This is a genomic window from Arthrobacter sp. zg-Y179 (assembly GCF_020907345.1).
Classification (GTDB): Bacteria; Actinomycetota; Actinomycetes; order Actinomycetales; family Micrococcaceae; genus Arthrobacter_B; species Arthrobacter_B jinronghuae.
This window is the reverse complement of the sequence record NZ_JAJJOB010000004.1, coordinates 199,593-211,826: the sequence shown is the minus strand read 5'-3', so window position 1 is coordinate 211,826 and position 12,234 is coordinate 199,593. Positions and strand designations below refer to the sequence as shown.

General features: G+C 66.6%; 11 protein-coding genes. 5 read left to right on the top strand and 6 right to left on the bottom strand.

Going from position 1 to position 12,234, the window contains the following annotated elements:
• Positions 1 to 81: 81 nt before the first annotated feature.
• On the bottom strand, positions 82 to 759 hold the full coding sequence (locus LOC56_RS03115; protein ID WP_146360700.1) for a Crp/Fnr family transcriptional regulator: 678 nt from the start codon (positions 757 to 759) through the stop codon (positions 82 to 84).
• Positions 760 to 979: 220 nt separating this feature from the next.
• On the opposite strand from LOC56_RS03115, the gene LOC56_RS03110 reads away from it, so the two are divergent.
• Positions 980 to 2,161 carry a MarP family serine protease gene (locus LOC56_RS03110; RefSeq protein WP_229950352.1) on the top strand — a complete coding sequence of 394 codons (1,182 nt, stop codon included), beginning with the start codon at positions 980 to 982 and terminating at the stop codon, positions 2,159 to 2,161.
• Positions 2,162 to 2,242: 81 nt separating this feature from the next.
• Here LOC56_RS03110 and aroQ read toward each other — a convergent pair whose 3' ends face one another.
• The 3 genes from aroQ to LOC56_RS03095 all read right to left on the bottom strand — a co-directional run bounded on the left by aroQ (position 2,243) and on the right by LOC56_RS03095 (position 4,723).
• Complete coding sequence (aroQ, locus tag LOC56_RS03105) at positions 2,243 to 2,710, bottom strand: type II 3-dehydroquinate dehydratase (RefSeq protein WP_229950350.1); 468 nt, start codon at positions 2,708 to 2,710, stop codon at positions 2,243 to 2,245.
• A complete protein-coding gene (locus LOC56_RS03100) occupies positions 2,707 to 4,068 on the bottom strand; it encodes an MFS transporter (RefSeq protein WP_229950348.1) in 1,362 nt (453 codons plus the stop codon). Before LOC56_RS03100 ends, aroQ begins: the two co-directional genes overlap by 4 nt.
• Before the next feature lie 79 nt (positions 4,069 to 4,147).
• The gene (locus tag LOC56_RS03095; RefSeq protein ID WP_229950346.1) at positions 4,148 to 4,723 is read right to left on the bottom strand and encodes a TetR/AcrR family transcriptional regulator; all 576 of its coding nucleotides are present in this window, start codon (positions 4,721 to 4,723) and stop codon (positions 4,148 to 4,150) included.
• An 87-nt stretch (positions 4,724 to 4,810) separates the two neighbouring features.
• Between LOC56_RS03095 and LOC56_RS03090 the strand changes: the two genes are divergently transcribed.
• Positions 4,811 to 5,233: an organic hydroperoxide resistance protein gene (locus tag LOC56_RS03090; RefSeq protein ID WP_229950344.1), complete on the top strand. Its 423-nt coding sequence runs from the start codon at positions 4,811 to 4,813 to the stop codon at positions 5,231 to 5,233.
• A gap of 84 nt (positions 5,234 to 5,317) precedes the next feature.
• On the opposite strand, the gene acs is transcribed toward LOC56_RS03090, so the two are convergent.
• A complete protein-coding gene (gene acs / locus LOC56_RS03085; protein ID WP_229950342.1) occupies positions 5,318 to 7,306 on the bottom strand; it encodes an acetate--CoA ligase in 1,989 nt (662 codons plus the stop codon).
• A 304-nt stretch (positions 7,307 to 7,610) separates the two neighbouring features.
• On the opposite strand from acs, the gene LOC56_RS03080 reads away from it, so the two are divergent.
• From LOC56_RS03080 to LOC56_RS03070, 3 genes are read left to right on the top strand one after another with little or no spacing between them, the layout of a single operon-like run.
• Entirely contained in the window at positions 7,611 to 8,882 is a 1,272-nt protein-coding gene (locus tag LOC56_RS03080; RefSeq protein WP_229950338.1) for a hypothetical protein, read from the top strand.
• Positions 8,883 to 8,942: 60 nt separating this feature from the next.
• A complete protein-coding gene (gene nth, locus LOC56_RS03075) occupies positions 8,943 to 9,740 on the top strand; it encodes an endonuclease III (protein WP_331460900.1) in 798 nt (265 codons plus the stop codon).
• Positions 9,737 to 10,420 carry an NUDIX hydrolase gene (locus LOC56_RS03070; RefSeq protein WP_229950334.1) on the top strand — a complete coding sequence of 228 codons (684 nt, stop codon included), beginning with the start codon at positions 9,737 to 9,739 and terminating at the stop codon, positions 10,418 to 10,420. Before nth ends, LOC56_RS03070 begins: the two co-directional genes overlap by 4 nt.
• Before the next feature lie 30 nt (positions 10,421 to 10,450).
• Here the strand turns inward: LOC56_RS03070 and LOC56_RS03065 are convergent, their stop codons facing one another.
• Positions 10,451 to 12,163 (bottom strand): bifunctional 3'-5' exonuclease/DNA polymerase, encoded by a 1,713-nt coding sequence (locus LOC56_RS03065; RefSeq protein WP_229950331.1) that lies wholly within the window; start codon positions 12,161 to 12,163, stop codon positions 10,451 to 10,453.
• Between the last annotated feature and the right edge of the window lie 71 nt (positions 12,164 to 12,234).

Here is a 12,234-nt window from a genome sequence, read left to right as displayed (position 1 = left end):
AACATAGCTCCTGTGAACCACCAACCCCCGGCCCCCCCCCCCCCCGCCCCCCCCCCCCGCCGTTATTGGTGTTTCGTGCCTTTAGCGGGAGCGCTGGCGCAGCCGCTGGACGTCAAGAATGACAACCGCGCGGGCTTCCAGCCGCAGCCAGCCACGCTGGACAAACTCGGCGAGGGCCTTGTTCACGGTTTCGCGGGAGGCACCTACCAGCTGGGCCAGTTCCTCCTGCGTGAGCTCGTGCGCAACAAGGATGCCGTCCGTCGCCGGACGGCCGAAGCGGTCCGCCAGGTCCAACAGCGCCTTTGCCACGCGGCCCGGAACGTCGGAGAATACGAGGTCCGCCAGGGACTCGTTCGTCCGGCGAAGCCTGCGGGCCAGCGCCTGCAGCAGCTGAACGGAAACCTCGGGGCGGGTTTCAATCAGGGCGCGCAGGTTCTCGTGGCGGAGGCCCGCAAGACGGGTTTCGGAAACGGCGGTTGCCGTGGCGTTCCGTGGCGACGGATCAAACAGGGCCATCTCGCCGAACAATTCGCCCGGGCCGAGGATCGCCAGCAGGTTTTCACGGCCGTCCGGGGCGGAGCGGCCAAGCTTGATCTTGCCGGAGACGATGAAATAGAGCTGGTCGCCCTGATCGCCTTCGCGGAAGACAGAGGCGCCGCGTGAGAGGTCGACCTCAGTGAGCTCTTCGGTCAGGGCGGCGAAGACGTCGTCTCCCAGAGAGGCGAACAACGGCGCGCGGCGCAGTACCTCGATATCCATGAAATCTCCTGTAAATAGTGGTCTCTCCTTATTATCTTGCCGCACGTCACCCCCTAGTGATACCTAAAGCACGTTTGTTCACCGATAGGTCCGAAAAAGAGGGCAGGACCACAGGCTCCGGGTCAATCCTGATAACGGGTTCCGGAGGTTGTCCCTATAAACTCGCACTGCAGCGGCCTTCCACCGCCCGGCCACCCGATTGACACGCTTGGAGCTCTTTGTGCTCGGACTGACACTTCTGGACATCATCCTGCTCCTTGTCCTGATCTTCTACCTGGCGGCAGGGCTGCGCAACGGACTGGTGGTGACCCTCGGCGGGATCGTCGGATTTGTTGCCGGCGCCGTCGGCGCCTTCTTTGCCATTCCGCTGGTTGCCGAATGGGTCCCGGATAACGGCTGGCGGCTGACGGTGGTCATTGCCACGGCCGTCGTCCTGGTGCTTGTGGGCCACGCGGCCGGAGCCGCGCTTGGTGGCATGATCCGCAGGTGGCTGAATTTCCCGCCGCTGAGGTTCCTGGACCGCGTACTCGGCGGCGCCGCCAACCTTGCAGTGGCAGCGCTGGTCATGGCGATGCTTGCCTTCAGCGTGACGACGCTGGGCGTCCCGTTCCTGTCCCAGCAGATTGCCGCCTCGAAGGTGCTCACCGCCATTGACGATGCCACCCCCGAGCAGGTGAAGACCTGGAGTGCGCAGATCCGTTCCTTCACTGTTTCCGAGGGTCTGCCGACCATTCTCGACAGCGCCGCCCCGGAAACGGCTGTCCCGCCCAGCGCCGAGGTGGACTCCGCAGAGTTGCGGACCGCATCGGCGTCGGTCCTCAAAATCACGGGCACGGCGTATCAGTGCGGACAGAACCAGACAGGTTCAGGTGTTGTGGTGGCGGATGACCGCGTGGTCACCAACGCCCACGTGGTTGCCGGCGTGAACGAACCGGTGGTGGAGGTTCCCGACGGCAGCGTGCTGCCCGGACGGGTGGTCCACTTCGATTCAGCACGCGACCTGGCCGTCCTCGCGGTGGAAGGACTCGACGCCGATCCCGTCCCCGTGGGTGAGCCGCTGGCTGCCGGCACCACCGCGGCCTTTGCCGGTTATCCGGCGGGCGGCCCGTTCCGGCTGCAGGCCGCAAGCGTCGAGGGCCTGTCCAACGTTTCCGTCCGGGATATCTACGGAACCTCCCCCGCAGTGCTGGAGGTCTACACCCTGGCCGCGAACGTGCAGCAGGGCAATTCCGGCGGGCCGCTGCTGGACATGGACGGCCGCCTCGCCGGCATCATTTTCGCCAAGACCACCAGCGACCAGCCCATCGGCTACGCCCTCTCGCTGGCCGAAGTCGGCCCCGTGGTTGCCGCAGCCTCGGACTACGACAGCCCGGTTTCGGCCGGTCAGTGCACCAGCAAATAAAAACAAACGGCGGCAGTAACCCCTAGAGCCAGTGCAGGGACTCGGCGAACCGGGCATACCGCTGCGCAGTGGCGGACATGGCTACTCCGCGGGCTGCCCGGCGGCGGAGGACTCGATCAGGTAGTCCACCGCCATGCGGTAGCCGCTGATACCGGCCCCGCAGATCACTACCTCCGCCACCGCGGAGACGAAGGAGTGGTGGCGGAACTCCTCGCGGCGGTGGATGTTGCTCAGATGAACCTCGACCACCGGCAGTTCCACGCCGGACAACGCGTCCGGGATGGCAACCGACGTGTGGCTGTAGGCAGCGGGATTGATGACAATGCCGTCCGCAGTGCCGCGCGCCGCGTGGATGGCATCAATCAGATCGCCTTCGTGGTTGGACTGGACGCAGTCCACGGTCCAGCCGTGGGCGGAGGCCGCGGCCATGGCTACTGCCTCCACATCCGCCAGGGTGGAGCTGCCGTAAATCGCCGGTTCACGGGTGCCCAACAGGTTCAGGTTGGGGCCGTTAAGGACGAGGAGGTTGCGGGTGCCGGCTGCAGTCATGGCTTAACTATGCCGGAGTTCAATTGCGAAGCGGACTGCAGTGCGTCCGTGTTGCGTGCTGACATGCGGCGGGCGGCCAGCGCACCGGCAATGGTGATCAGGGACATCAGGGCCAGGACGACGCCGGGATGCCACCACGCACCGCCGGTTGCATTGGAAAACACCTGGGTGATGGACGGGGTGAACCCGGAGAGGATGCCGGCCAAGCTGTAGGCCAGGGACATTGCGGTGAACCCGGTTCGGGCGGGGAACAGATCCGCCATCAACCCGCCCAGCGCCGCCCACGCCGCCGTCGGCGCGATGCCGCCGATCAGGATGGTCAGGATGTAGACCGGTGCGGTGGCGTTGCTGATGATGAAGTACAGCGGGAAGGAGATCAGCAGGGTCGCAACGGCCCCGGCCATCACCATCCGTGCCGAACCGATCCGGTTGGCCAGGAAACCGAACGCGGGGATGGTTGCCAGCTGCAGCACCGAACCGACCAGTGCCGCGTTCAGGACCGTGGATTCGGGCAGCCCAAGCACCGTTGTCCCGTAGGACTGGGTGTAGGTGGTCATCAGGAAGTAGGAGCCGATACCCAGCAGCGCGGCCGCGGCCGCCACCAGGACCGCAGCCCACTGGGTGCGGAGCACCTCCAGCAACGGAACCCGGGTGATCTGGTGCGCCTGTGCCACGCCCTTGAACACGGGGGTTTCATCGATGGCCAGCCGCAGGTACAGGGCGATGCCCATAAAGGGGAAGGCGAGCAGGAACGGTATGCGCCAGACCCCGGCTGCGAGGTCCTCGTCGGAGACCTGGGTGAGCAGCAGGAAGATGCCGGTGACCATGATGGTGCCTACCGGCGAACCGATCTGCGGGATGGCTGCGTACAGTGCCCGCTTTCGCGGAGCGGCGTGCTCGGTGGCAATCAGGATGGAACCGCCCCATTCACCCCCGACGGCCAGGCCCTGGAGGAGGCGCAGCGCCACCAGCAGCAGCGGCGCCCAGATCCCGATGGTGTTGTAGTCCGGCAGCAGGCCGACGGCTCCGGTGGCGGTACCCATCAGGACGATGGTTCCGATCAGGGACGTTTTGCGTCCTACCCGGTCACCGATGTGGCCGAAGAGAATGGCACCCAGAGGGCGGGCGATGAAGCCCATGCCCAGGGTGAGGAAGGACAGCAGGATGCCTGTTGCCGCATCCACGTCGGGGAAGAAAATCCGGTTCAGGATCAGGGCTGCCGCGGTGCCGAAAACATAGAAGTCGTAGGACTCCAGGGCGGTGCCGATAAAGGAGGCGCCCGCAACTTTGCGGGCCATCTTGGAAGAGGAGGGGGTGGGGGAAGCGGGCGGTGCGGCCGCTGCGGGTGTAGTAGACACAGACAGGAATTGTCCTAGCAGTGGAGGCTTTCACCAAGTCCATGAGTCCAACGTCACATCGGCCCGGATTTCCGCGGAGCTAGGCGGACCGTCCCGGCTCCGGAAGGTGAGGGAGGATCAGCGCCTTTCCGGCGGTGATCAGTGCCGGTTCGACGGCGGTCCCGTCGGCCACGTATCCATGCACCATTGCCCCGTCCCGCAGCATAAGCAGCTGGTCCGCGAGCTGTCCGGCATCTGCGGCGCCCAGTTGCTGCAGCCGCCCGGTGACCAGGGAATGGAGCCAGGCGCGGTGCTCCGAAACAACCACACGGACGGGGTGGCCGGGATCCGCATATTCTGCCGCCGCATTGATGAACGGGCAGCCGCGGAAGCCTGCGCTGCAGGCCTCGGCACCCATCGCTTCGGCGAACTGCAGGAGCCCGGTGCACGGATCCGGGTCCAGCTCCGCTGCACGCGCCCGCATCGCCGCCGACTGCTCCCGCAGGTACGCGACCACGAGATCATCCTTCGAGCGGAAGTAGCGGTAGAAGGTCACCTTCGTGGTGCCGGCAGCGGCAATGATCTTGTCGGCACTGACTGCCCGGATCCCCTCCCGGTAAAACAGGAGAGAGGCCTGTGCCAGGATCCGCTCCCGCATGGGTGTAGTTGCCGTCATGGTTCCCCTGACTCCCTCACTTGCAGTAGACGTACTAGTTAGTCTACCTTGAGGTCTACCGACTTTTCCCCACAAAAGGAGTTCCCCATGAGCGCTTTGTACACTGCCGCTGCCACCGCCACCGGAGAAGGACGCAACGGCGAAGCCCGTACCAGCGACGGCAAGCTCGAGGTGAACCTGTCCACTCCGACCGAAATGGGCGGTTCCGGCGAAGGCACGAACCCCGAGCAGCTTTTTGCCACCGGTTACGCCGCCTGCTTCCTTTCCGCACTGAAGATGATTGCCCGCGCGGAAAAGGCACCGATCTCGGATGCCGCCGTCACGGCGGACGTCAGCATCTTCAAGAACGACGACGGCGGCTTCAAGCTGGGCGTTGAACTCCACGTGGAGATGTCCGGCGTCGACGAAGCCACTGCGGACAAGCTGACCCAGGCCGCGCACCAGGTCTGCCCCTACTCCAACGCCACCCGCGGCAACATTGACGTGAACCTGGACGTCACCGTGGGCTAAGGCTCACAGCACCAAACAACAGCAGGTGCCGTCCCGATCACGGGACGGCACCTGCTGTTGTTTGGTGCGGCTACTTCGCTGTACCTATTTCTTGAGGGAAGCCGCAATCTGCTGCATCACAGTGTTGTCCGCCAGCGTGCTCGAGTCGCCGGCTTCGCGGCCCTCGGCCACGTCCTTGAGCAGCCGGCGCATGATCTTGCCGCTGCGGGTCTTGGGCAGTTCGGGAACCACCAGGATGTGCCGCGGCTTGGCGATGGGACCGATCTCCTTGCCCACGTGGTTGCGCAGGGTGGTGACAATGTCGTCGTCGTCCTTCGCGCTGCCCCGCAGGATCACGAAGGCAACCACGGCTTCGCCGGTGGTGTCGTCCGCAGCGCCGACGACGGCGGCCTCGGCCACCGACGGGTGGCTGACCAGGGCGGACTCGATCTCCGTGGTGGAGAGCCGGTGCCCGGAGACATTCATAACGTCGTCCACGCGGCCGAGCAGCCAGATGTCGCCGTCCTCGTCCTTCTTGGCGCCGTCACCGGCGAAGTACATGTTGTCGAACCGGGCCCAGTAGGTCGCCTTGAAGCGCTCCGGGTCTCCCCAGATGCCGCGCAGCATGGACGGCCAGGGTTCCTTTACCACCAGGAAGCCGCCGGACCCGTTGGGTACCGGTTCGCCCATCTCGTCCACCACGTCAACCGAAATACCGGGCACGGCTACCTGGGCAGAGCCCGGCTTGGTGGCCGTGATGCCCGGCATCGGAGCGATCATGTGCGCGCCGGTCTCCGTCTGCCACCAGGTGTCCACGATGGGGGCGGGGTGTTCCTTCTTGCCGCCGTTGGCGCCGATGACCTGCCGGTACCACATCCATGCTTCCGGGTTGATCGGTTCGCCCACGGATCCCAGGACGCGGATGGAGTCGAGGTTGTACTTCTGCGGAATGTCCCGGCCCCACTTCATGCAGGTGCGGATGGCGGTGGGGGCGGTGTAGAGGATGGAGACCTTGTACTTCTCCACCAGTTCCCACCAGCGGCCCTGGTGCGGGGTATCCGGGGTGCCTTCGTAGATCAGCTGCGTGGCGCCGTTGACCAGCGGAGCGTAGGTGACGTAGCTGTGGCCGGTGACCCAGCCGATGTCCGCGGTGCACCAGTACACGTCCGTTTCGGGGTGCAGGTCGAAGGTGTTCAGGTGCGTAAAGGCCGTCTGGGTGAGGAACCCGCCGGTGGTGTGCAGGATGCCCTTGGGCTTCCCCGTGGTCCCCGAGGTATAGAGGATGAACAACGGGTGCTCGGAATCGTGGGCCACGGGGGAGTGCTCGGCGCTCGCGGTGTCCACGACGTCGTGCCACCACTTGTCCAGGCCGTCGTTCCACTCCACGGGCTCGCCGTTGCGGCGGACCACCAGGACGTTGTCGACGGTATGGCCGTCCTTGGCGAGGGCTTCATCCACGGCGGGCTTGAGTGCACTGGGCTTGCCGCGGCGGTAGGAGCCGTCCGCCGTGACCACAAGCTTCGCCTCGGCGTCGTCGATCCGGCTGCGCAGGGCGTCGGCGGAGAAACCGCCGAAGACCACCGAGTGCACGGCGCCGATCCTGGCGCAGGCCAGCATGGTGATAACCGCTTCGGGGATCATCGGCAGGTACACCGCTACGCGGTCGCCCTTGGTGACGCCCAGGGATTCGAACGCGTTTGCCGCCTTCTTGACCTCTTCGGTCAGCTGCGCATACGTATAGGTGCGCGTATCCCCGGGTTCACCCTCGAAATAAATGGCCACCCGGTCTCCGCGGCCTTCTTCAACGTGCCGGTCCAGGGCGTTGTATGCGGCGTTGAGCTTGCCGCCGACAAACCATTTGGCGAACGGGGCATCGGTCCAGTCCAGCGCCTGGGTGAAATCCTGTTCCCAGGAGAGAATGTTCCGTGCCTGACGGGCCCAGAACTCGGGGCCGTCGGCTGCCGCTTCCTCGTACAGCGAGGGCTGCGCCACTGCGGATGCTGCAAATTCGGCACTCGGCGGGAAGCTCCGGCTTTCATGCAGCAGGTTCTCGAAGGCGTCTCCGTGCTTCTTTGCAGGGGACTGATCAGACATAGTTGAACCCTTTCACTTCGCTGAAAATCCATCACTTGGGGAATCGTGCATGGCTGCAAACCACCCTATCGCCGGATTTGGGCTGCTGTGTCCGCGCTCACATAATGAGTTACAAAACGGCGTGATTATGCGGTGAGCGGTATGTCACTCCACCGGGACGCGCCGCCCCTGCGCTAGTGTGCCTCGCCGTCGTTGATTAGGCTGTCTGAAGGAAGCAACCGCCTACGTACCGTAGATGCGCACCTCCCGTTCCCTGGCGCCCACCGTGCGGTCCAGGGACAGGCGGTCGTGAATGGAGATCAGTATGAACAACCCCCCTGTTGAGAACGAGGCCCGCACCACGGCCGGATCTTCGGAAGCCGGCGGACACCCCTCCGCGACAGACAAGGGCCTGCCTGCACATCCGGCTGCCACGGACCAGGAAGCCCTCGTTGGGCCCTTCGGGCTCCGGGACACCGTTGTAGGCGGCTCGGTCCTCGTGATGCTCGTGGGCAGCATCCTGCCGTTCTTCACGGTGACCCGTCTCGGGTTCGAAGAGGACTTCAATCTTTGGAATGCGTTTTCCCTGTTCTTCATCGGCATCGGCATCCTGCTGCCGCTGCTGGTCGCCGGTCTGTTTGCCGGCCGCCGCCTCGCCCCCGCGATGAAGCCCCGCGTAGGATCGCTCTCCGTGGACCAGTTCGCCTCCGTGGCAGCTGTGCTGGCCCTGGCTTTCTTCTTCATCCAGACGGTGACCGACTTCAGCGTCGGCGCGATGGTCGCGCTGGTCGGTTCCCTGGGCCTGGTGGTGTCCACCACCCTGGCGCCGCATCTGCCCTTCTTTGCCCGGGAATTCCGTAACCGCCCCGAAGCAGCCGCCGCACTGACCGCCCGCGACGCTTTGCCGCTGCGTCCGCGTCCGGCCCGCCCGAAGCCGGAAGCGAAGCCGGAGACGGAGAACGCCGCCGGCGCCCGCCGTTTCACCAACCCGCTGCGCCGCAACGAGGACGCCCACCGCAACGAGGACGCCCACCGCAACGAAGACGCCCGCACCACCGTGCATGACGCGCCGAGCCAGAGCGGCACCGATGTTTCCGCTCCCGGCGGCACCGCCGTCGTCGGAACCTCCGGTGCGTCAGCGGCCGCTCCCGCCACCTCCGCGCAGGCGACCTCAACCCCGGCGACGCAGGTTTCCCCCGCCACGGCATCACCGGCTACGCAGGCGCAGCCCGCTGCCGGGTTGCGGGCCGAGGAGCCCATGGCCGCTACTACCGTGAATCCGGTGGTCCGCGATGCCGGAGCTCGCGAAGCGTCCGCAGCAGGTGCCCACGAAGCGGAACCCGCCGCAGCGGAACCCATTACCGCTACCCGTGACGAGTCCGAAGCAGTGGTGGAAGCCTTCTGGTTCGCCGTGGGCACTCCCCGCCAGATTGTGGACGAGCGCACCGGCCTGCCGCTGTTTATGTTCCACCCGGGTGACTGGGAACTGGGCCTTGAGGACCGCGGTGACGAGTTCCTGGTCCAGGACAAGCGCACCGGACGCATCGGCGTGCTGCGCGACCTCAGCAACATTGAGCGCGTCGACGCCGACCAGTAAGCCAGGCTCGCAGCAGCGGCCACCAGCAGCATCCAACCGTCAGTAGAAGGAATCCCAGCAGTGGCAAAGGCAACCGGCAGCGATCCGTCCCTCCTCGCTTTGAAGCGGAGGGCACGGCGGATCAACCGGATGCTCGGCGAGGTTTATCCCTACGCCGTGGCCGAGCTGGACTTCACCAACGCGTTCGAGCTGCTGGTGGCCACTGTGCTTTCGGCGCAGACCACGGATATCCGGGTCAATGCCGTGACCCCGGTGCTGTTCTCCCGCTACCCCGATGCCAAGGCGATGGCGGAGGCCGACGAGGAAACGCTGCAGGAGATTATCCGGCCCACCGGGTTCTTCCGCGCCAAAGCGGCCAGTGTGAAAGCACTGTCCACCCGGCTGGTCGATGAGTTCGACGGCGAAGTGCCGGACCGGCTCGAGGACCTGGTCACCCTGCCCGGCGTCGGCCGGAAGACCGCCAACGTGGTGCTCGGCAATGCCTTCGGCGTTCCGGGCATCACGGTGGACACCCACTTCGGGCGCCTGTCCCGCCGATTCGGCTGGACCACCGCCACAGACCCGGTGAAGGTGGAGGAAGACGTCGCGGCGCTGTTCGAGCCGAAGGACTGGACGCCGCTTTCCAACCGGGTGGTGTTCCACGGCCGGCGGGTCTGCCACGCCAAGAAACCCGCCTGCGGGGCCTGCCCCGTCGCCCAACTCTGCCCCTCCTACGGCGAAGGCGAAACGGACCCCGCGAAGGCACGCAAGCTGCTCAAATATGAGCTGGCGCCCGGCCGCGAGGAACTGCACGCCCGGATGATGGCCGCCGAAACCCGGGCCCAGCTGCGGGCAGCCGGCTTCGGCCTCGAAGCATGAGCGCCTACGCCGATCTGCGTGCGCTGGGAATCTCCGCGGCCGCCCGCTCCACCTACTTCGACGCGAACCTGGAGCTGCTGCGGCGCAGCGTGGACCCGGCCACGGCCCGCCGTGCCGCCGTGCTGATTCTCTTCGGCAACCTGGATGACAGGCCCTCGGACTTCCGCTCCGCCGGGGTGCCCGCCGAACTCGATGTCCTGCTGGTTGAGCGGGCAGCCACACTCAACGACCACCCCGGCCAGGTGGCTTTTCCCGGCGGCTCCCTGGATGCCGCCGATGCCGGACCGGAAGCCGCAGCCCTGCGCGAAGCCCGGGAGGAAACCGGGCTGGACCCCGACGGCGTCACGGTGCTGGGAACCCTGCCGGAAGCGGGACTGCCCGTCAGCAACTTCCTGGTCACACCTGTGCTGGGCTGGTGGGACCGGCCCACGCCCGTGGACGTGGTGGACTACGGGGAATCGGCATCGGTGTTCCGCGTACCGGTGGCGGACCTGCTCAACCCGGAAAACCGGCGCACCGCGGTAATCACCAACGGCTTACGCGAGTACCGCTCGCCGGCGTTCCTCGTGAACGGGGTGCTGGTGTGGGGCTTCACCGGTATCATCCTCAACGCGGTGCTGGATGAACTGGGCTGGACCCTGCCCTGGGATGAGAGCCGGGAAATCGTCCCCGCCGTTTAGCCTTCGCCGGCGCGTCCCGTCGCTGAAGCGCTACTTGGCGTCCGCGTAGGAATCCACGGCAACGGCAACCACCGGGAACTCCAGCGGAATCGGCCCGAACAGCAGTCTCGTGGCCGCCGCCGCTGCATCCGTCACCAGTGCGCTGACCTCCTCGATCCGTTCGGCAGGCACCTGGAGCATCACCTCGTCATGCAGGAAAAACACCAGTTCTCCTGCAGGGGAAGACGACGACGCCGCCCGCAGCCGCCGTCGTATCTCCGCCAGCCAGCACAGTGCCCACTCCGCCGCGGTCGCCTGGACCACGAAGTTGCGGGTGAACCGCCCCTGCGCGCGGGCCAGCGAATCTGCGCGGCGTTGTTCCTCGGCGCTGGTGCTCTGCTGGGCGCGGAGCCAGCGCTCCGACACCGGCGGCGAACTGCGGCCCAGATGGCTGCTCACCACCTGCCCGGCTTCACCCGCCCGCGCGCCGCGTTCCACCACGCCGATGGCCTGCGGGTAGGCGCGGGTCAGTACCGGCATCAGCCGGCCCGATTCGCCGCTGGTGGCACCGTACATGGCCCCGAGCATTGCCATCTTTGCCTTGGCCCGGTCGCCGTCGAAACTGCGGTCGGCGATGCCCTGGTAGAGGTCCTTGCCGCGGGCTGCTGCCGCCAGTGCATTGTCCTGCCCCAGGGCGGCGAGGACACGGGGTTCCAGCTGCGCGGCGTCGGCCACGATGAGCCGGTGGCCGGAGTCCGGGCGAACCGCGTCCCGCACCGTCCTGGGAATCTGCAGCGCACCGCCGCCGCGGGAGGCCCAGCGCCCGGACACCACGCCGCCCACTACGTACTCGGGCCGGAAGCGGCCGCCGTCCACCCAGGCATCCAGCCAGGCCCACCCGTTGGCGGTGAGGAGCCGGGAGAGCTTTTTGTACTCCAACAGCGGCTCGATGGCGGGATGGTCCTGCTGCTGCAGCTCCCAGGAGCGGGTGCTGCGGACCTCGATGCCGGCGCGGTGCAGGGCGCGCAGCAGTTCCTGCGGGGAATCCGGATTGAAGCCGGGGTTGCCCAGCAGCCGGCGCAGCTCCGAGACCAGCTGTTCGAGCTTTTCGGGGCGCTGGCCCTCCGGGGGCCGGGGGCCGAGGCTGTTCCGGAGCAGGGCTTCGTGAATGTCCCGGCGCCACGGGATGCCGGATTTTTCCATTTCCACGGCGATCAGGCCGCCCGTGGATTCCGCGACGGCGAGCAGGTTCAGTTTCGCCGGCGACGTGGAACGGGCGATCGCATCCAGCTGGTCCGCCAGTTCGGCGGCGAGCTCGGCAGCGGTGGCCTGCTGCGGACCGGCCGCCGCTCCGGCGGGGGCGTCGAGCGTATCGAAGATCGAGGTCTGGTCGGGGGAGTGTAGGACCGGGAGCAGCTGGCGGGGCGCCGGATCGGGATCGTCCACCGCGGCGCGCAGCTTTTCGATGTAGGGCGTCGGCGGAACCGATTCGGCAAACCGCAGGATCCCGCGGACCAGAGCGAGGTCGTGGCAGCGCTCCACCGTGATTCCGTTGTCCAGCAGCCGGGAATAGACTCCGCGGGCGGATTCCCAGACCCAGCGGACCGGCGCCTGCTCATAGTGCCGCACGGCGGCGGCCAGCCGGTCCCGGGTAATCACGACGGCGGGCGCGGACGGAAGGCCGGCGTCGTCGGTTTCCTGCAGAGTCCAGGTCTCGTCCTTCGCCTGGGCGGCGCCGGTGCCGGGTGCGAGGACGATGTACATGCTTCTATTCTCACCCGGAACGGGAAGCGCGGTGATTTGCCGCTGCTTAGCCGCTGCTTTGCCGCTGCTTA